This window comes from Pseudomonas sp. LBUM1663 (assembly GCF_059695905.1).
In genome coordinates this window covers 1,202,506-1,221,836 of the sequence record NZ_CP166792.1, presented here as the reverse complement: position 1 = coordinate 1,221,836, position 19,331 = coordinate 1,202,506, and the positions used below count along the sequence as shown (strand labels likewise).

Here is a 19,331-nt window from a genome sequence, read left to right as displayed (position 1 = left end):
CTGCCTGGGCCAGGATTGCTGTGAAAAGTCTTCATTTTGGGAAAATCTCCAGCAATCGTGGCGCTATCTTGTCCAGTGGGCGAACTTCCACGGCGGCGTCGATGGCCGCTGCCGCTTTCGGCATTCCGTAAACAGCACTGCTTTGTTGGTCCTGAGCGATGGTCAGGTAGCCCTGTTGGCGCATGAGTTTAAGCCCCTGCGCGCCGTCGCGCCCCATGCCGGTGAGCAGAACCCCCACCGCATCACCGTTCCAGTAACTGGCCACGCTCTCGAAAAATACATCGATCGAGGGCCGATAGATCTCGTTGACCGGTTCGGCGGTGTAGGCCAGCGTGCCGTTTTTCAACAGGCGTATGTGGTGGTTGGTGCCCGCCAGCAACACTGTGCCTGCCAAAGGAGGCTCGCCTTCCTGAGCCAGACGCACCTTCAGGCCGCTGGCGCTGCTGAGCCACTCGGCCATGCCGGCGGCGAACACCTGGTCAACATGCTGCACCAGCACGATCGCGGCCGAAAAATCCCGTGGCAGCCCTTTCAGCAGGACTTCCAGCGCTGCCGGCCCGCCGGCCGACGAGCCAATCGCAATCAACCGCTGGCGCGAGGCCGAACTGCGCAGCGGGCTGGGGGCCGATCGCTCGCTATTGCCCTTGTCACCAATCAGCCAGCCAATGTTCATGATCTTGCGCAACAACGGCGCCGCGGCCTCCTGGGCATTGCCGGCACCGATGGCCGGGGTATCGACCACGTCCAGCGCGCCGTGGCCCATGGCCTCGAACACCCGGTGCACGTTCTGCTGACGGTCGACCGTGACGATGACGATGGCGCACGGGGTCTCGGCCATGATCCGACGGGTGGCCTCGACGCCGTCCATCACCGGCATGATCAGGTCCATCAGGATCAGATCCGGGGTGAGTTCGGCGCAACGTTGCACCGCCTCGGCGCCATTGGCGGCGACCCAGACCACTTCATGCGCCGGTTCGAATGCCAAGGCGCGGCGCAGGGCCTCCACCGCCATCGGCATGTCGTTGACGATCGCTATTTTCATGCCCGCGCTCCTCCGATGAGCTCAACCACTGCATCAAGCAGGGCGTCGTCATGAAAACTGGCTTTGGCTAGATAATAGTCGGCTCCGGCGTCCAGTCCACGACGACGGTCTTCTTCGCGATCTTTATAGGAAACCACCATAACCGGCAGCGATTGCAGGCGATTGTCCTGGCGCAGTAAAGACACCAGTTCGATGCCGTCCATGCGCGGCATATCAATGTCGGTGATCAGCAGATCGAAATCCTCCGAACGCAGGGCGTTCCAGCCATCCATACCATCGACCGCCACGGCCACGTCGTAGCCGCGATTGAGCAGCAACTTGCGTTGCAACTCGCGAACGGTCAACGAATCGTCGACCACCAGAATCCGTTTACGGGTCGCTTCAACCGCCTGGCTGCCCTGACGGGCAATCCGCTCCAGACGCCCGGTATTGAGCAGTTTGTCCACCGAGCGCAGCATGTCTTCGACGTCGACGATCAGCACCACCGACCCGTCATCGAGCAAGGCCCCGGCGGAAATGTCCTGCACCTTGCCCAGGCGCTCGTCCAGCGGCAAAACGACCAGCGTCCGCTCGCCGATAAAGCGCTCGACCGCCACGCCGTAAATCGCCTCGCGCTCGCGGATCACCACGACTTTCAGGGTTTGCTGACTGCTCGCACTCGCCGGACGCTGCAACAGCTGACTGGCGGCGACCAGCCCGACATGCCGACCTTCGTGCCAGAAGTGCTGACGCCCTTCGATCTGGACGATGTCCGCCGGCTCCAGATCGCACATGCGCTCGATGTGCGCCAGCGGAAACGCATACGCCTCGTCTCCGACTTCCACCACCAGACTGCGCACCACCGACAGTGTCAGCGGCACTTCGAGGTGAAAGCGGCTGCCCTCGCCTGCCGTCTGCTCCAGCACCACCGCGCCGCGCAACTGACGGACCATGTGCTGAACCGCGTCCAGGCCGACGCCGCGCCCGGACACTTCGGTAACCGTGTCGCGCAGGCTAAAACCCGGCAGGAACAAGAAGGTCAGCAACTCCTCTTCGCTCAACCGGGCAGCGGTTTCAGCGGGGGATAGCTGCCGCGCGATGATGCTGCGGCGGACCTTTTCCAGATCGACGCCGTGACCGTCATCGCTCAACTCCAGCACTAGCAGACCGGCTTGATGAGAGGCGCGCAGGCGAATCAGCCCTTCTTCAGGCTTGCCGGCCAGCAAGCGTTGCTCGGGGGACTCGATGCCGTGATCGACGGCGTTGCGCAACAAGTGCGTCAGCGGCGCTTCGAGCTTTTCCAGGACGTCGCGATCGACCTGGGTTTTCTCGCCCTCAATCTCCAGCCGCACCTGTTTACCGAGGCTGCGACCGAGGTCGCGGACCATGCGCACTTGCCCGCTCAACACGTCGGCAAACGGCCGCATGCGACAGGCCAGCGCGGTGTCGTACAACACCTGCGCCCGTTGACTGGCCTGCCAGGCAAACTCATCCAGCTCAGCGTTTTTTTCCACCAGCAATTGCTGGGATTCCGCCAACAGCCGCCGGGCATCGTTCAGGGCTTCCTGAGCTTCCAGGCTCAAGGCATGTTCCTTGAGATGCACGTTGAGGTTTTCCAGCGCCCGCAGGCCATTGTTCTGCATGCGTTTGAGGCGTTGCATCTTGGCCAGGTGCGGCTTGAGTCGCTGGGTTTCGACCAGGGATTTGCTCGACAGGTCGAGCAGGCTGTTCAAGCGTTCGGCTGTGACACGCAGCACCCGTTCGCCAGTATCGGTGGTGCGCCGGGTCCTTTTCGCGGGTTCTGCGGGTGGCAGTTCGGCGAGCGGAATCAGGGCTTCGACCGTTGGCGCGAGCGCTTCGGGCGCTGGCTCGGCCTCGGTGATGAACGGTGCGATCGGCGTGCTGATCGGTGCGGCCAACGCCAGCGGATCCAGCAACCGCGCCATCACCGCCACATAGGCCTCGATATCCGCCGCTCCGGGATTGTTACTCGGCGTCGCAATGCGCATCAGCAAATCAGTGCCTTGCAGCAACGCGTCAATGTGCTCGGGCCGCAGGTACAGGCGCCCTTCCTGCGCGCTGACCAGGCAATCTTCCATCACATGGGCGACGCTGACGCCGGCATCGACCCCGACTATCCGCGCCGCGCCTTTGAGCGAGTGAGCCGCGCGCATGCACGATTCGAGGTGATCGGCCTGGGTCGGATCGCGCTCAAGCGCCAGAAGCCCTGCGCTCAGCACCTGGGTCTGGGCTTCGGCTTCGAGGCTGAACAGCTCCAGCAACGAGGCGTCGCGCATTTGCTCGGGGGTCATGTGAGGCTCCGGGTCACGGCGGACAATAGCTGTTCTTCATCCAGCCAACGCAGGCTGCGACCCTTGAATTGCAACACGCCCCGGGTGTATCTGGCGCTGGCCTGGGTGCCGGACTGCGACGCGGCATCGAGAATGCGCTCGTCGATGGCGTGAATCCCGTCCACTTCGTCCACCGGCACCACCACTGGCCCGCCGTGGGCGGCAATGATCAGCATCCTCGGCATCACGCGCGCGCCTGACGCCACGCTGGCGGTGCCATCGAGACCTAGCAGTTCCACCAAAGACAGGCACGCCACTAAAGCACCGCGCACATTCGCCACACCGAGCAGGGCCCGGGAGCGCTGGTGCGGCAATGAATGAATCGCTTGCAGCGGCGCCACTTCGACCAAGCTGCGAGTGGCCAGGCCCAGCCATTCTTCGCCAAGCCGAAACATCAGCAGCGAGCGGGTTTTCACGTCGACTTCGACCGCTACCGAGACTTGCTCGCGATCGTCCTGTTGCAAGGCGTAGCGGTCGAGCAAGCGCGTGGCCGCGGCGGAGTACACCGCGCAATTACGGCAATGAATGTGCTCGATCAGCAGCGGGCAGGACTTGTCGCCGTGGATCCCGATACGGTTCCAGCAGTCGTCGATGGCCTGGGCATCTTTATGGGTGAGGCTCAAGGTGTCGGAGGCGTTCATCGTTTACGCTCACTGTCGGCGGTGCGCTCACTGCGGGCGGCGCGGTCCTGCAATCTTTTCGCACCCGCCGTGTCGCCCTGGGATTGCAGCAAGGCGGCCAGGTGCATCAACGCGTCGGGGTGTTGCGGCTCGAGGTACAACGCCTTGCGATAAAAACCCTGGGCTTCGAGGACTCGGCCGGCGACATCGCTGAGCAGACCCAGCCAATAAAACACCTGGGCCACCGGTTCGTGATTGCGCAAATAACCTTCGCAGGCGGCGCGGGCTTCGGCACTTTTGCCTTCGTTGGCGAGGGCCGCGATGTTGGCCAGCAAGGCGGCAGCGTCCGAAGCTTTTGGCGTGACGGCCGGCGGCGTGGGGGTTGCGAACGGACGATTGCGCACGGGCGGCGGCGTCACGCTGCGCACCGGCTGGCGCACCGGCAGCGGTGTCGGAACAAAGACTGGCAGAGGTTCGGGCACGCTCTGACGACTGAAGGCAAAAGATTGCGGGATGCCAATCGAGCGCATGCCGAAACGACCGAGCAAGCTGCCTTCGGCCGGGCCGATAAACAGCACGCCGTCGACATGGGTCAGGCGTTTGAGCACTTCGAAGACTTGCTGCTGGGTGGGCAGATCGAAATAGATCAGCAGGTTGCGGCAAAACACAAAATCATAAGGTGGCTCGCTGGCCAGCAGCGCCGGATCCAGAAGATTGCCGACCTGCAAACGCACCTGTTCAAGCACTCGCTCGTTGAGGCGGTAGCCGTCTTCTTCGGCCGTGAAATGCCGCTCGCGAAATTCGATGTCCTGGCCACGAAACGAATTCTTGCCGTACAGCGCGCGCTTGGCTTTTTCCACCGACAGCGGGCTGACGTCCATGCCTTCGACCTTGAACTGATGCGGCTTGAGTCCGGCATCGAGCAAGGCCATGGCAATAGAGTAAGGTTCCTCGCCCGTCGAACACGGCAGGCTGAGGATCCGCAGTGCGCGCATGTTGTTAATCTCAGCCAGTCGTTTACTGGCCAGTTTCGCCAAGGCGGCGAAGGACTCCGGGTAGCGGAAAAACCAGGTCTCGGGAACGATCACCGCTTCGATCAACGCCTGCTGTTCGTCCCGCGAACCTTGCAACGTGTGCCAATACTCATCGGCCGTCAGCGCCCTGGAGGCCGTGCTGCGCTGGCGCACCGCACGCTCGATGATCGCCGGCCCCACCGACGTTACGTCGAGGCCGATGCGTTCCTTGAGGAAATCGAAAAACCGCTGATCGCTGCTCATGGCCGGTCCTCAAGCGATGCAGGGTCCAGCGGTGGCGAAGGAAACAGCAGCGCGCGCACCTGCTCATCGAGCAGATCGGCCACCCTCACCCATTGCAGCAAACCTTGGGCATCTTCACGAACCGGCCCCAGGTAGGGCGCCTGGCGATTGTCCAGGCCATAGGGTTTAAAATCCGCCGGATTGCAGCGCAAGGTGTCGGTGGCCTGTTCCAGAATCAGCCCGAGTAACTGTGAAGGCGTCTGCTCATCCGGCCAATAGTGCACCAGCACCAGCCGGGTGCTGGTGCGCGATTGCGCCGGTTCACCAAAGGTCAGCGCGCTGAGGTCAATCACCGGCACCACCGCGCCGCGATAGGCAAACACCCCGGCGACCCAGTCCGGCGCCTTGGCAATCGGCTTCAATGGCAGACGCGGCAGCACCTCGGCCACTTCGCGCGCCTGCAAGGCATAACGCTCGTTGCCGATGCGAAACAGCAGAAACAACGCCTGCTTTACCGGCATCACCGCGCTGCGTTTGGCCGCGAGCTCGCTCATCAGACTTTGAATCGCGAGACGCCGCCCCGCAGCCCTACGGCCACCTGGCTCAGCTCGTCAATGGCAAAACTGGCCTGGCGCAAGGACTCGACGGTCTGGCTGCTGGCATCACCCAACTGCACCAGCGCGTGGTTGATCTGTTCGGCGCCGGTGGCCTGCGCCTGCATGCCTTCGTTGACCATCAACACCCGCGGCGCCAGCGCCTGAACCTGGTGGATGATCTGCGACAGCTGCTCGCCGACCTGCTGCACTTCGGACATGCCGCGGCGCACTTCTTCGGAGAACTTGTCCATGCCCATGACCCCGGCCGATACCGCCGACTGGATCTCACGGACCATCTGCTCGATGTCGTAGGTGGCGACGGCAGTCTGGTCCGCCAGACGCCGCACTTCGGTGGCGACCACGGCAAACCCGCGACCGTATTCGCCAGCCTTTTCGGCTTCGATAGCCGCGTTCAGCGACAACAGGTTGGTCTGGTCGGCCACTTTGACGATGGTCACCACCACCTGATTGATGTTGCCGGCCTTCTCGTTGAGGATCGCCAGTTTGGCGTTGACCAGATCGGCCGCGCCCATTACCGAGTGCATGGTCTCCTCCATCCGCGCCAGGCCTTGCTGCCCGGACCCGGCCGCTACCGAAGCCTGATCGGCGGCGGTGGAGACTTCGGTCATGGTGCGCACCAGATCACGGGAGGTGGCCGCGATTTCGCGGGACGTCGCGCCGATTTCGGTGGTGGTGGCGGCGGTTTCGGTGGCGGTGGCTTGTTGTTGCTTGGAGGTGGCCGCGATCTCGGTCACCGACGTGGTGACCTGGACGGAAGAGCGTTGGGCCTGGGACACGAGCGAGGTGAGTTCGGTCATCATGTCGTTGAAGCCCGTTTCCACGGCACCGAATTCGTCTTTGCGTTCCAGATTCAGACGGCCGCTGAGGTCGCCGGTACGCATGATTTCGAGGATCTGCACAATCCGGTTCATCGGCGCCATGATCGCGCGCATCAACAACAAACCGCAGAGGCCGGCAGCCAATACCGCGACCAACAGGGAAATGCCCATGATGACTTTCGCGGTAATCACGGCATCGTCGATGTTCGCGATTTCCTGATCGGCCACCGCTTTGTTTTCGCGGAGGATGTCATTGAGCTTGGTGCGTCCCGCAGTCCAGGCCGGGGTCAGTTGTTCGTTGAACAACTTGATGGCATCGGCCTCTTGATTGCGCTTGTGCAGGTCGAGCACCGCGGCCAGAAGTTTGCCGTATTCCTCATGGAGTTTTTCGAAGGTCGCGAATTCGACCTTGTCTTCATCCGTCTTAACGGTGGCGCGATAGTTACTCATCGCTTCCTGCACACGCGCTTCGTAGCTTTTGAAGTCAGCGGCGTCTTCGGCACTGATGCCCTGCCCTTCCTTCAGGCCCAGCATTTCCTGAATCTGGAGAAAGCTGTCGACCCAGGCGCCGCGAATCGTCGAGCTGTAATAGACCCCGGGAAGTGCGTCGTCTCGCACACTGGCTTCACTGGTTTCAATCTTCAACAACCGCGAATACGAGACGACGACCATCAGCAACATGATGGTAATAATCACCGCAAAGCTCGCCAAGATGCGTTGGCGCAACGTCCAGTTCTTCACAGTCAGTCCTCGGGGCGGTTCAAATGCTGCGAAGTATAGCTGAGGGTGTTTCATCTATAAGACGAAGGTTTGGCAGTTCTCGGCCTTGTGCGCGAAAACGGCAGGAGGCCTCTGGGCCAGGGCTTTGCGGTGGATCGGGTGGCGGGTCGCAGGGGCGTGTTGGAAGAAATGAGCCGTAGATTGGCCTCGGGAGGTGGTGAGGCTTGAGACGCCTTCGCGATCTGACGTGCCCGCGAAGGCGATCTTGAACCTTACAGGGACGCCTGCCGCACCTGTTTCTCCAGCTCAGCCTTCAACCCCGGCTCCAGCTTCAACTGCCGTGCCAGTTCATCCAGGTAGGACTTCTCCATGAAGCTCTCCTCATCCACCAGCATCACACTGGCGATGTACATCTCGGCAGCCATTTCCGGCGTGCTCGCCGCGCGGGCGACTTCTGTCGGGTCGAGCGGCTTGCTGAGTTCGGCATGCAGCCACTGCTGCAACTCCTGATCGTTGTCGAGCTTGGTGAACTCGCCTTCGATCAATGCACGCTCGCGTTCATCAACGTGGCCATCGGCTTTGGCCGCTGCAACCAACGCTTTGAGGATCGCCTGGCTGTGCAGTTCGGCTTGCGCGGGCGGCAGGCGGTCGAGTGTTTGTGGCTCGGTCTTCGGCGCCGTGCCCTGCTGGGCCTGCCAGTTGCCGTAAGCCTTGTAGGCAATGACACCGAGTGCCGCGAGGCCACCGTAGATGGCGACTTTGCCGCCGACATTGCGGGCCTTTTTGCTGCCGAGCAACAGACCCATGGCGCCGGCCGCCAAGGCACCACCGCCTGCGCCGGAAAGCAAACCGCCGAGGCCGCCCGAACCACCGCCGCCACCGAGCAATCCGCCCAATCCACCGCTGGACACTTTGTTTTGAGCGCCGCCGGCCTTGTTCTGCATCAGGTCCTGACCGGACTTGAGTAGTTGATCGAGCAATCCACGCGTATTCATTTTGCCGCCTCCACGAAAGGGGTTAACCGGACACATAAGGCCACCAGCCTAGAACGAAAGTGCCCGGCAACCGGGGACGAGAGTGCTTCTGGATGTTGCCTGGAAAAACAGGGTCATCGATAAAAGCGATATACACTCAGGCGAATCTATAAAAACCGCCCACCGGGTAATCCACCATGATGACCTTGCGTCAGATTCGCCACTTCATCGCCGTGGCCGAGACCGGATCGATCTCCGCCGCCGCGCAAACCGCGTTCATTTCCCAATCGACCTTGACCCTGGCGATCCAGCAACTCGAAGAAGAGATTGGCGTCGGCCTGTTCAACCGACACGCCAAGGGCATGAGCCTGACCCACCAGGGCCATCAATTCCTGCGCCAGGCGCACCTGATTCTGGCGACCGTGGACAACGCCAAACGCAGCCTGCAACACAGCACCGACCAGGTCGCCGGCCAGTTGATCATCGGTGTGACCAGCCTGGTGGCCGGTTACTACCTCGCGGATTTGCTCACCCGTTTCCAGCGCGCCTACCCTAATGTCGAGATCCGAGTGATGGAGGACGAACGCCCATACATCGAGCATTTGCTGGTCAGCGGTGAGATCGATGTCGGCGTATTGATCCTGTCCAACCTCGAAGACCGCCATGCCTTGCAGACCGAAGTGCTGACCCACTCGCCTCATCGGTTGTGGTTGCCGGCCCAGCATCCGTTGCTGGAACACGACAGCATCAACCTCGCCGATGTGGCCCGCGAGCCGCTGATTCAGCTCAACGTCGACGAAATGGACCGCAACGCCCACCGCATGTGGTGCGGGGCCGGCCTGCAACCGCGCATCACCCTGAAAACCGCGTCGACGGAAGCCGTTCGAAGCCTGGTGGCCGCAGGTCTGGGCGTATCGATCCAGCCCGACATGACCTACCGGCCCTGGTCCTTGGAGGGCGACATCATCGAAGCGCGGCCAATTGCCGACTTGAGCCAAACCCTCGACGTCGGCCTGGCCTGGCGTCGTGGCACCGCGCGTCCGGCGTTGGTGGATCCGTTTTTAACCGTTGCCCGCGAACAACCCCACGGCGGGCGCAAGCCATCTATTTAATCGAACGCCACCTTCAGTATTTAGAATTTGTCGACCTCGGGCCCGCGCACTAGTCTTGCTCTATCAATAAGACGGCCGGACCCAGTCACTGGGAGCACCATGGCCACACAAGAAAAGAGAACCCGAAAAATGGCTGGCGCGCAGACCCCGTTGTTCACCGCGTTGTTGATCGATGGCGAATTGGTCGCGGGCCAGGGTTTTGTCGAACCGATCCTCAACCCGGCCACCGGGGAAGTGCTGACCCACATCGCCGAAGCCAGCACCGAGCAAGTCGAAGCCGCCATCCTCGCTGCCCACCGAGCGTTCGCCGGCTGGTCGCGGACCACACCGCAGCAACGCTCGAACCTGTTGCTGGACATCGCCAACGCCATCGAAAAACAGGCTGACCTCCTCGCCCGTCTCGAATCCCTGAACTGCGGCAAACCGTTGCACCTGGCCCGTCAGGACGACTTGAGCGCGACGGTCGATGTGTTCCGCTTCTTCGCCGGCGCTGTGCGTTGCCAAACCGGCCAGCTCAGCGGCGAATACCTGCCGGGCTACACCAGCATGGTCCGGCGCGATCCGATTGGTGTGGTCGCCTCGATTGCGCCGTGGAACTACCCGATCATGATGGCTGCGTGGAAAATCGCCCCGGCCCTCGCCGCCGGCAACACGCTGGTGTTCAAACCGTCCGAACACACGCCGCTGTCGATTCTGGCCCTGGCGCCTGCGCTGGCCGAGATCCTTCCACGCGGCGTGATCAACATCGTCTGCGGCAGCGGTGAAGGCGTCGGCAGCCACTTGGTCAGCCATCCCAAAGTGCGCATGGTGTCGCTGACCGGCGATATCGTCACCGGGCAGAAAATCCTGCAAGCGGCAGCAAAAACCCTGAAACGCACGCACCTTGAACTCGGCGGCAAAGCGCCGGTGATCGTCTGCAACGATGCCGACATTCAAGCCGTGGTCGAAGGCGTGCGCACTTACGGTTATTACAACGCTGGGCAGGATTGCACCGCGGCTTGCCGAATTTACGCACAGGCCGGAATTCACGACCGCCTGGTGGCTGAACTCGGCGCAGCGGTCAGCAGCCTGCGCTTTGCCGGCAAACGCGACGCCGACAACGAAATCGGCCCACTGATCAGCACCCGCCAGCGCGACCGCGTGGCCAGTTTTGTCGAACGCGCCCTGGGTCAGCCGCACATCGAACGGGTGACCGGCGCGGCGGTGCATTCCGGTGCCGGCTTCTATTACCAGCCGACGCTGCTGGCCGGTTGCAAACAGAGCGATGAGATCGTCCAGCGCGAAGTATTCGGGCCGGTGGTCACCGTGACCCGCTTCGATCAGCTCGAACAAGCCGTGGACTGGGCCAACGATTCGGAATACGGCCTCGCCTCCTCGGTCTGGACGCAGAACCTCGACAAGGCGATGCAGGTTGCGGCGCGCTTGCAGTACGGCTGCACCTGGATCAACAGCCATTTCATGCTGGTCAGCGAAATGCCCCACGGCGGCCTTAAACGGTCCGGGTATGGCAAAGACTTATCCAGCGATTCGCTTCAGGACTACAGCGTGGTGCGGCACATCATGGCGCGCCACGGACAGCATCTCTGACTACGCTAATAACAAGCCGCTAACGGCATGCTTCACCACGTTCACAACTGCCCCGACCATAATTAAAGAAGAGGGAATCCCCATGTTCGTGCACAAGACCGCACTGCTCAGTGCAATCACCACGGCGCTGCTGGCCAGCGCCAGTCTCCAGGCCGCCGAACCGCTGAAAGCGGTCGGTGCCGGCGAAGGTCAGCTGGATATCGTGGCGTGGCCCGGCTACATCGAACGTGGCGAAAGCGACAAGGCCTACGACTGGGTGACTGGTTTCGAGAAGGAAACCGGCTGCAAGGTGAACGTCAAAACCGCAGCGACTTCCGATGAGATGGTTAGCCTGATGGCCAAGGGTGGTTATGACCTGGTGACCGCGTCGGGCGATGCTTCCCTGCGGTTGATCGTTGGCAAGCGTGTGCAACCGATCAACACCGCGTTGATCCCGAACTGGAAAAGCCTCGACCCTCGCCTGAAAGATGCGCCGTGGTACGTGGTTAACAAACAGACCTACGGCACCCCGTATCAGTGGGGCCCGAACGTGTTGATGTACAACACCAATGTATTCAAGACCGCGCCGACCAGCTGGGGCGTGGTGTTCGATGCGGAAAACCTGCCGGACGGCAAACCGAACAAGGGCCGCGTGCAGGCCTACGACGGCCCGATCTACATCGCCGACGCGGCGCTGTACCTGAAGACCACCAAGCCGGAACTGGGCATCAAAGACCCGTACCAACTCACCGAAGCGCAGTACAAGGCGGTACTCGATCTGTTGCGCGCCCAGCAGCCGTTGATCCACCGCTACTGGCACGACACCACCGTGCAAATGAGTGACTTCAAAAACGAAGGCGTGGTCGCGTCCAGCGCCTGGCCCTATCAGGTCAACGGCCTGATCAACGAGAAACAACCGATCGCCTCGACCATCCCGAAAGAAGGCGCCACCGGTTGGGCCGACACCACGATGTTGCACGCCGAAGCCAAGCACCCGAACTGTGCCTACAAATGGATGGACTGGTCGTTGCAACCGAAAGTCCAGGGTGATGTGGCGGCGTGGTTTGGTTCGCTGCCTGCGGTTCCGGCGGCCTGTACCGGCAGTGAATTGCTGGGCGCCGAAGGTTGCAAGACCAACGGTTTCGACCAGTTCGAGAAAATCGCCTTCTGGAAAACCCCGCAGGCTGAAGGCGGCAAGTTCGTGCCTTATAGCCGCTGGACCCAGGACTACATCGCGATCATGGGCGGCAGATAACACACCGTCCCCTGTGGCGAGGGAGCTTGCTCCCGCTGGGTGGCGAAGCCGCCCCAAAACCAGTCAATGCGGTCAATCAGAGAGACCGCATCAGTCCTTTTGGGAGTGCTGCGCACTCCAGCGGGAGCAAGCTCCCTCGCCACAATAAGTTTTCCAGCCAGAAAGTTGATCCAGATTTTTCAGAAGTCCAGGCAGGGCCGCTGTGACGGCCCTCGCCTTTTTGGAGCACCGCACCATGACGCTTGCAGTCCAGTTCACCAACGTTTCCCGTCAGTTCGGCGAAGTGAAGGCCGTTGACCGGGTTTCCATCGATATCCAGGACGGCGAGTTCTTTTCCATGCTGGGCCCTTCCGGCTCGGGTAAGACCACCTGTTTGCGCCTGATCGCCGGTTTCGAACAACCGAGCGCAGGCTCTATCCGAATTCATGGCGAAGAAGCCGCCGGGCTGCCGCCGTATGAGCGTGACGTCAACACGGTGTTTCAGGATTACGCGCTGTTCCCGCACATGAACGTGCTCGACAACGTTGCCTATGGCTTGAAAGTCAAAGGCGTCGGTAAAGCCGAACGGCAGAAACGCGCCGAAGAAGCCCTCGACATGGTCGCCCTCGGCGGCTACGGCGAGCGCAAACCGGTGCAACTGTCCGGCGGCCAGCGCCAGCGTGTGGCCCTGGCCCGCGCCCTGGTCAATCGCCCTCGCGTGCTGCTGCTCGACGAGCCGTTGGGCGCCCTCGATCTGAAGCTGCGCGAACAAATGCAGAGCGAATTGAAGAAGCTGCAACGCCAACTCGGCATCACCTTCATTTTCGTCACCCACGACCAGACCGAAGCGCTGTCGATGTCCGACCGCGTGGCGGTGTTCAACAAAGGACGCATCGAGCAGGTCGACACTCCGCGCAACCTCTACATGAAACCGGCCACCACATTCGTCGCTGAATTCGTCGGCACCTCCAACGTGATTCGCGGTGATCTGGCGAAGCAGTTGAGCGGCAATCCACAGCCGTTTTCAATTCGCCCGGAACACGTGCGTTTCGCTGAAGGCCCTCTGGCCAGCCATGAGATTGAAGTCAGCGGCTTGCTCCACGACATTCAGTACCAGGGCAGCGCCACGCGCTATGAACTGAAACTGGAAAACGGCCAGACCCTCAACATCAGCCAGGCCAACGTGCAATGGCTGGACGTCAGCGCCCAGCACCAGACCGGACAACGCATCAGCGCACGCTGGGCGCGCGAGGCGATGATCCCGCTGCACGACAACGTTGTCGGCGGGGTGTGAGATGACTAGCGTGGCTATCCCTCAAACCCCGGCCGGCGGTTCGCCGCTGCGCAGGTTTTCCAACCTGCTGTATCGCCGACCGAATTTTTACCTGTCGCTGCTGCTGGTGCCGCCGCTGCTGTGGTTCGGTGCAATTTATCTCGGCTCGCTACTGGTGCTGTTGTGGCAAGGCTTCTACACGTTCGATGATTTCACCATGGCGGTCACCCCCGACCTGACCCTGGCGAACTTTGCAGCGCTGTTCCAGCCGTCGAACTTCGACATCATCCTGCGCACGCTGAGCATGGCCGTCGTCGTATCGCTAGCCAGCGCTATCGTCGCGTTCCCGATTGCCTACTACATGGCGCGCTACACCACCGGAAAAACCAAGGCGTTTTTCTACATCGCGGTGATGATGCCGATGTGGGCCAGTTACATCGTCAAGGCGTATGCCTGGACCTTGCTGCTGGCCAAGGGCGGCGTCGCGCAGTGGTTCGTTCAACACCTGGGGCTGGAGCCGGTTTTGCAATTCGTGCTGGGCATTCCCGGCGTAGGCGGCAGCACTTTATCGACCTCGCACCTGGGCCGTTTCATGGTGTTCGTCTACATCTGGCTGCCGTTCATGATCCTGCCGATCCAGGCCTCGCTGGAACGCCTGCCGCCGTCACTGCTGCAAGCCTCGGCCGACCTCGGCGCCAAGCCGCGCCAGACCTTCATGCAGGTGATTCTGCCGCTGTCGATTCCAGGCATCGCCGCCGGTTCGATCTTCACTTTTTCGCTGACCCTGGGTGACTTCATCGTGCCGCAACTGGTGGGCCCGCCGGGCTACTTCGTCGGCAGCATGGTGTATGCGCAGCAGGGGGCCATCGGCAACATGCCGATGGCGGCGGCCTTCACGTTGGTACCGATTGTGTTGATCGCCATTTACCTGACTATCGTCAAACGACTGGGGGCCTTCGATGCACTCTGACTCTTCATCACAGGGGCAGGCTTCTATCGGATTAAAAATCGCCGCCTGGGGCGGGTTGGTGTTCTTGCACTTCCCGATCCTGATCATCTTCCTTTACGCCTTCAACACCGAAGAAGCCGCGTTCAGCTTTCCACCCAAGGGCTTCACCCTGCATTGGTTCAGCGTGGCGTTTTCGCGGCCCGATGTACTGGAAGCGATCAAGCTGTCGGCCGAAATCGCCGCCATCGCGACACTGATCGCGATGGTCCTCGGCACCCTCGCGTCGGCGGCGTTGTACCGGCGGGACTTCTTCGGCAAGCAAGGCATCTCGCTGATGCTGATCCTGCCAATTGCCTTGCCGGGGATCATCACCGGGATCGCGTTGCTGGCGACGTTCAAGACGCTGGGGATCGAGCCGGGGATGTTCACCATCATCGTCGGCCACGCGACCTTCTGTGTGGTGATCGTCTACAACAACGTGATCGCCCGGTTGCGCCGCACTTCGCACAGTTTGATTGAAGCGTCGATGGACCTCGGCGCCGACGGCTGGCAGACCTTCCGCTACATCGTCCTGCCGAACCTCGGCTCGGCGCTGCTGGCCGGCGGCATGCTCGCCTTCGCGCTGTCGTTCGACGAAATCATCGTCACCACCTTCACCGCCGGCCATGAACGCACCTTGCCGCTGTGGCTCCTCAACCAGCTCAGCCGCCCGCGGGACGTGCCGGTGACCAACGTCGTCGCGATGCTGGTGATGATGGTGACCATGCTGCCGATTCTCGGTGCTTATTACCTGACCCGGGGCGGTGAGAGCGTGGCCGGTAGCGGCGGGAAATAACGAACAACACAGATCCCAGTGTGCGAACCCAATCCTGTAGGAGCTGGCTTGCTAGCGATTACTGACTGACGTTCAACATAGATGTGGGCTGACACACCGTGATCGCTAGCAAGCCAGCCAGCCAGCTCCTACAGGATCCGGTTTCTCCAGAGAAAAAAATAGATTCGAAGAGGACAATGCCATGCAAACCAAACTCTTGATCAACGGCCAACTGATCGACGGAGACGGCCCCGCCCAACCGGTGTTCAACCCGGCCCTCGGTCGTGTGCTAGTGGAAATCAACGAAGCCAGCGAAGCCCAGGTCGATGCTGCCGTGCGTGCCGCCGACAGCGCCTTCGAAAGCTGGTCGCAAACCACGCCGAAGGAACGCTCGCTGCTGCTGCTCAAACTCGCCGACGTCATCGAAGCCCACGGCGAAGAGCTGGCCAAACTGGAATCGGACAACTGCGGCAAACCCTACAGCGCCGCGCTGAACGATGAGATCCCGGCGATTGCCGATGTGTTCCGTTTCTTCGCCGGCGCCAGCCGTTGCATGAGCGGTTCGGCGGGCGGCGAATATTTGCCCGGCCACACCTCGATGATCCGCCGCGACCCGGTCGGCGTGATCGCCTCCATCGCCCCGTGGAACTACCCGCTGATGATGGTCGCCTGGAAAATCGCCCCGGCCCTCGCCGCCGGTAATACCGTGGTGCTCAAACCGTCGGAACAAACCCCGCTGACCGCGTTGCGTCTGGCTGAACTGGCGTCGGAAATCTTCCCGGCCGGTGTGCTCAACCTCGTCTTCGGCCGTGGTCCTACCGTTGGCAGCCCATTGGTCACGCACCCGAAAGTGCGCATGGTCTCGTTGACCGGCTCGATCGCCACCGGTTCGAACATCATTTCCAGCACCGCCGACAGCGTCAAACGCATGCACATGGAACTGGGTGGCAAGGCCCCGGTGATCATCTTCGACGACGCCGATATTGACGCCGCCGTGGAAGGCATTCGCACCTTCGGTTTCTACAACGCCGGGCAGGATTGCACCGCCGCTTGCCGCATCTATGCGCAGGCCGGCATCTACGAAAAATTCGTCGAGAAACTTGGCGAGGCGGTCAGCAGTATCAAGTATGGGTTGCAGGATGATCCGTCGACCGAACTGGGTCCGTTGATCACTGCGCAGCACCGTGACCGTGTGGCCGGGTTTGTCGAGCGTGCCGTGGCGCAACCGCATATTCGCCTGGTCACCGGTGGCAAGTCTGTGGAAGGCAATGGGTTCTTCTTCGAACCGACAGTGTTGGCGGATGCCCAGCAGGATGACGAAATCGTGCGCCGCGAAGTGTTCGGGCCTGTGGTGTCAGTGACCAAGTTCATCGATGAAGCCCAGGTGCTGGGGTGGGCCAACGATTCGGACTACGGCCTGGCGTCGTCGGTCTGGACCTCGGACGTCGGTCGTGCACATCGCTTGTCTGCCCGCTTGCAGTACGGCTGCACCTGGGTGAATACGCACTTCATGCTGGTCAGCGAAATGCCCCATGGCGGTCAGAAACTGTCCGGTTACGGGAAGGACATGTCCATGTACGGGCTGGAGGACTACACCGTCGTTCGGCATGTGATGTTCAAGCATTAAAAGCTTCGCGGGCAAGCCTCGCTCCTACAGGTTCACCGCAGTACCTGTAGGAGCGAGGCTTGCCCGCGAAGGCATCACCTCGGTTTCAAGGAGAAACAGCACCACGCACCACCAGGGTTCAACGCCAGAAAACCAAAACAATAACGACCGATCCGGGCAGCGCCATTACGGCCCCGCCACGGTTTCGGACATCCGAAATCTGCCGATTTTCCGGAGCTGACACACCATGAGTACACCCGAACTATCCCCATCCGTTGTCGACAGTGATGCCGAGCAGCTACGCAAGCTGGGTTACACCTCGAACTTCAATCGCAGCATGAGCCTGTGGGAAAACTTCGCCCTGGGCTTCACTTACCTCTCCCCGGTCGTCGGGGTGTATACCCTCTTCGGCCTGTGCCTGGCCGCCGGTGGGCCACCGATGTTCTGGGCCTATTTGCTGGTCGGTTGCGGCCAGTTGCTGGTGTGCCTGATCTTCGGTGAAGTGGTCTCGCAGTTCCCGATTTCCGGCGGCGTGTACCCGTGGGCTCGCCGCTTGGTGGGCAAACGCTGGGCGTGGATGGTCGGCTGGATCTACTCCATTGCCCTGTGCGTGACCATCGCTGCTGTTGCGGTGGGTGCCGGCCCTTACCTGGCCGCGATGATGGGCTTTGAACCGAGCAATAACACCAACATCGTCATCGCCCTGTTCCTGACGCTGTTCGCTACCTTGGTCAACCTCAGCGGCACCAAGGTGCTGGCGCGGATCGCCATGTTCGGTTTTCTCTGCGAGCTGGTCGGCGCAGTGATCGTTGGCGTCTACCTGCTGATCTTCGAGCGTCACCAGTCGATCAGCGTGTTGTTCAACACCTTCGATATCAGCATCGACGGCTCGTACCTGCCGGCCTTCCTCACCGCCTCGCTGGCGGGGATGTTTCTGTACTACGGCTTCGAGGCCTGCGGCGATGTCGCCGAAGAAACCCCGAACCCGAGCAAGCAAATCCCGGTGGCCATGCGCATGACCATCTACATAGGCGGCATCGCGGCGATGTTCGCCTGCCTGGCGCTGATCCTCGCCGTGCCGGACATGCAAGCCGTGATCAACGGGACCGACAAAGACCCGGTCACCACCATCCTCAACAACGCCTTCGGCCCGGTCGGTTCGAAAGTGGTGATGGGCGTGGTCATGATCTCCTTCATCTCCTGCGTCATCAGCCTGCAAGCGGCGGCGAGTCGTCTGCTGTACTCCTACGCCCGAGATGAAATGGTCATCGGCAGCTCACTGCTGAAGAAGATCTCTCCTACGACACAAGTGCCGGTGGCCGCGCTGTTCGTGTCCGGCGTCCTGCCGGCGCTGATCATCATCCTCGGCTTCTTCCTGCAAGATGCCGTCGCAACCATCGTCAGCTTCGCCGCGATCGGCATCTACCTGGCGTTCCAGATGATCGTCCTCGCCGCGCTTTACGCACGCCTGAAAGGCTGGAAACCGAGCGGCAAATTCACCCTCGGCGGATGGGGTTGGACGGTGAATATCGGTGCGCTGGTTTACGGTGTCAGCGCGATCATCAACATGGCCTGGCCGCGTACACCGGATGCGGCGTGGTACATCAACTATGCGATGGTGTTGAGTACGGCGATCGTTATTGGGCTGGGGTTGTTGTACATGTGGTTAGCCAAGCCGTATGACCACGGGACTGCGCCGGCGGGGGATGCGTGGAGGGTTAGTCGGTAAGTTTTTGGCTCTCACGGCACCGTTATTGGTGCCGACGCTGAAATATCCCCTTTCTCGCACGGCTGGAGAAAGGGGAGTTAATGACAGCCATTGACTTAAGATAAAACCATTAAAGCAGCAGTTCTGCCTGGTCGTGCTTCAGCAAAGAGATGCGATCGAAAAGCTTGATTTTTTCATCTGCCTTTTGTTTAGCGTAATCCGACATAAAGGCAACGAGTTCCTCTAGCTGATTCACATCCCCTACCACCTTAAAGATTTTTTCTTTATTAACGAAAACGAGCGACTTCTTCTTTCGAGACAACAGCTCAATTACATTACTCAGTGTTCCAGTACTTTTTGCATCCCAAATCATCAAGCCGTAATCCGCAGCTTCGGCCATGACAACATCTTTCGCCGTAAAAAAAGCTCGTGACCCTTTGGAGTGATGGGTTTCCACTGTTCTAGCTGGCCACTCTCCAAGATTGTTTCTCGGGACGACGCCACTGCAATAAATAGTAGTTTTTGATCTGGCCAGGCTCAACAAATACTCTTGGATAGATGTGTCGGCTCCGCCTGCGTCGCCAACCACAACATCGAACTCTGAATCAACGATATTATTGATACGCTCTTTAACCTTAGGATCAAGGTGTTTGATATTAATAGAGCCCGCAATAAATACAGTTGTCATCTAG

At 60.9% G+C, this 19,331-nt stretch carries 16 protein-coding genes; 8 read left to right on the top strand and 8 right to left on the bottom strand.

Features of this window, described 5'->3' with window-relative positions; translation table 11 throughout:
• Positions 1-31: 31 nt before the first annotated feature.
• The 7 genes from ACA075_RS05360 to ACA075_RS05330 form a co-directional block, all read right to left on the bottom strand.
• Positions 32-1,042 carry a chemotaxis response regulator protein-glutamate methylesterase gene (locus ACA075_RS05360; RefSeq protein WP_497297597.1) on the bottom strand — a complete coding sequence of 337 codons (1,011 nt, stop codon included), beginning with the start codon at positions 1,040-1,042 and terminating at the stop codon, positions 32-34.
• On the bottom strand, positions 1,039-3,333 hold the full coding sequence (locus ACA075_RS05355; protein ID WP_497297596.1) for a hybrid sensor histidine kinase/response regulator: 2,295 nt from the start codon (positions 3,331-3,333) through the stop codon (positions 1,039-1,041). Before ACA075_RS05355 ends, ACA075_RS05360 begins: the two co-directional genes overlap by 4 nt.
• On the bottom strand, positions 3,330-4,013 hold the full coding sequence (locus ACA075_RS05350; RefSeq protein WP_497297595.1) for a chemotaxis protein CheW: 684 nt from the start codon (positions 4,011-4,013) through the stop codon (positions 3,330-3,332). The genes ACA075_RS05355 and ACA075_RS05350 overlap by 4 nt, the downstream gene beginning before the upstream one ends.
• On the bottom strand, positions 4,010-5,269 hold the full coding sequence (locus ACA075_RS05345) for a CheR family methyltransferase (RefSeq protein WP_497297593.1): 1,260 nt from the start codon (positions 5,267-5,269) through the stop codon (positions 4,010-4,012). The genes ACA075_RS05350 and ACA075_RS05345 overlap by 4 nt, the downstream gene beginning before the upstream one ends.
• Entirely contained in the window at positions 5,266-5,802 is a 537-nt protein-coding gene (locus tag ACA075_RS05340) for a chemotaxis protein CheW (RefSeq protein ID WP_497297591.1), read from the bottom strand. Before ACA075_RS05340 ends, ACA075_RS05345 begins: the two co-directional genes overlap by 4 nt.
• Positions 5,802-7,424, bottom strand: coding sequence for a methyl-accepting chemotaxis protein (locus tag ACA075_RS05335; protein ID WP_497297590.1), 1,623 nt, complete (start codon positions 7,422-7,424; stop codon positions 5,802-5,804). The genes ACA075_RS05340 and ACA075_RS05335 overlap by 1 nt, the downstream gene beginning before the upstream one ends.
• Positions 7,425-7,675: 251 nt before the next feature.
• Positions 7,676-8,398 (bottom strand): tellurite resistance TerB family protein, encoded by a 723-nt coding sequence (locus ACA075_RS05330; RefSeq protein ID WP_497297589.1) that lies wholly within the window; start codon positions 8,396-8,398, stop codon positions 7,676-7,678.
• Positions 8,399-8,574: 176 nt separating this feature from the next.
• Between ACA075_RS05330 and ACA075_RS05325 the strand changes: the two genes are divergently transcribed.
• The 8 genes from ACA075_RS05325 (at position 8,575) to ACA075_RS05290 (ending at position 18,660) form a co-directional block, all read left to right on the top strand.
• The gene (locus tag ACA075_RS05325) at positions 8,575-9,489 is read left to right on the top strand and encodes a LysR family transcriptional regulator (RefSeq protein ID WP_497297588.1); all 915 of its coding nucleotides are present in this window, start codon (positions 8,575-8,577) and stop codon (positions 9,487-9,489) included.
• A 99-nt stretch (positions 9,490-9,588) separates the two neighbouring features.
• The gene (locus tag ACA075_RS05320; protein WP_497297586.1) at positions 9,589-11,076 is read left to right on the top strand and encodes a gamma-aminobutyraldehyde dehydrogenase; all 1,488 of its coding nucleotides are present in this window, start codon (positions 9,589-9,591) and stop codon (positions 11,074-11,076) included.
• 82 nt (positions 11,077-11,158) lie between these two features.
• Positions 11,159-12,310, top strand: coding sequence for a putative ABC transporter substrate-binding protein YdcS (gene ydcS / locus ACA075_RS05315; RefSeq protein ID WP_497297584.1), 1,152 nt, complete (start codon positions 11,159-11,161; stop codon positions 12,308-12,310).
• Between the two features lie 235 nt (positions 12,311-12,545).
• Positions 12,546-13,583, top strand: coding sequence for an ABC transporter ATP-binding protein (locus ACA075_RS05310; RefSeq protein WP_094468952.1), 1,038 nt, complete (start codon positions 12,546-12,548; stop codon positions 13,581-13,583).
• A 1-nt stretch (position 13,584) separates the two neighbouring features.
• Positions 13,585-14,532, top strand: coding sequence for an ABC transporter permease (locus tag ACA075_RS05305; RefSeq protein WP_497297583.1), 948 nt, complete (start codon positions 13,585-13,587; stop codon positions 14,530-14,532).
• Positions 14,522-15,346, top strand: a complete 825-nt coding sequence (locus tag ACA075_RS05300) for an ABC transporter permease (protein ID WP_042932340.1) — start codon at positions 14,522-14,524, stop codon at positions 15,344-15,346. The genes ACA075_RS05305 and ACA075_RS05300 overlap by 11 nt, the downstream gene beginning before the upstream one ends.
• Positions 15,347-15,527: 181 nt before the next feature.
• A complete protein-coding gene (locus tag ACA075_RS05295) occupies positions 15,528-16,952 on the top strand; it encodes a gamma-aminobutyraldehyde dehydrogenase (protein ID WP_497297582.1) in 1,425 nt (474 codons plus the stop codon).
• Between the two features lie 226 nt (positions 16,953-17,178).
• Positions 17,179-18,660 (top strand): APC family permease, encoded by a 1,482-nt coding sequence (locus ACA075_RS05290; RefSeq protein WP_497297581.1) that lies wholly within the window; start codon positions 17,179-17,181, stop codon positions 18,658-18,660.
• Between the two features lie 109 nt (positions 18,661-18,769).
• On the opposite strand, the gene ACA075_RS05285 is transcribed toward ACA075_RS05290, so the two are convergent.
• Positions 18,770-19,327 carry a hypothetical protein gene (locus ACA075_RS05285; RefSeq protein ID WP_497297580.1) on the bottom strand — a complete coding sequence of 186 codons (558 nt, stop codon included), beginning with the start codon at positions 19,325-19,327 and terminating at the stop codon, positions 18,770-18,772.
• Between the last annotated feature and the right edge of the window lie 4 nt (positions 19,328-19,331).

Coding starts and splice junctions, on each gene's coding strand:
- ACA075_RS05330 (WP_497297589.1), bottom strand. CDS start 8,398: ATGAATACGCGTGGATTGCTCGATCAACTACTCAAGTCCGGTCAGGAC.
- ACA075_RS05355 (WP_497297596.1), bottom strand. CDS start 3,333: ATGACCCCCGAGCAAATGCGCGACGCCTCGTTGCTGGAGCTGTTCAGC.
- ACA075_RS05305 (WP_497297583.1), top strand. CDS start 13,585: ATGACTAGCGTGGCTATCCCTCAAACCCCGGCCGGCGGTTCGCCGCTG.
- ACA075_RS05350 (WP_497297595.1), bottom strand. CDS start 4,013: ATGAACGCCTCCGACACCTTGAGCCTCACCCATAAAGATGCCCAGGCC.
- ACA075_RS05340 (WP_497297591.1), bottom strand. CDS start 5,802: ATGAGCGAGCTCGCGGCCAAACGCAGCGCGGTGATGCCGGTAAAGCAG.
- ACA075_RS05300 (WP_042932340.1), top strand. CDS start 14,522: ATGCACTCTGACTCTTCATCACAGGGGCAGGCTTCTATCGGATTAAAA.
- ACA075_RS05295 (WP_497297582.1), top strand. CDS start 15,528: ATGCAAACCAAACTCTTGATCAACGGCCAACTGATCGACGGAGACGGC.
- ACA075_RS05310 (WP_094468952.1), top strand. CDS start 12,546: ATGACGCTTGCAGTCCAGTTCACCAACGTTTCCCGTCAGTTCGGCGAA.
- ACA075_RS05360 (WP_497297597.1), bottom strand. CDS start 1,042: ATGAAAATAGCGATCGTCAACGACATGCCGATGGCGGTGGAGGCCCTG.
- ACA075_RS05290 (WP_497297581.1), top strand. CDS start 17,179: ATGAGTACACCCGAACTATCCCCATCCGTTGTCGACAGTGATGCCGAG.
- ACA075_RS05345 (WP_497297593.1), bottom strand. CDS start 5,269: ATGAGCAGCGATCAGCGGTTTTTCGATTTCCTCAAGGAACGCATCGGC.
- ACA075_RS05320 (WP_497297586.1), top strand. CDS start 9,589: ATGGCCACACAAGAAAAGAGAACCCGAAAAATGGCTGGCGCGCAGACC.
- ACA075_RS05285 (WP_497297580.1), bottom strand. CDS start 19,327: ATGACAACTGTATTTATTGCGGGCTCTATTAATATCAAACACCTTGAT.
- ACA075_RS05325 (WP_497297588.1), top strand. CDS start 8,575: ATGATGACCTTGCGTCAGATTCGCCACTTCATCGCCGTGGCCGAGACC.
- ydcS (WP_497297584.1), top strand. CDS start 11,159: ATGTTCGTGCACAAGACCGCACTGCTCAGTGCAATCACCACGGCGCTG.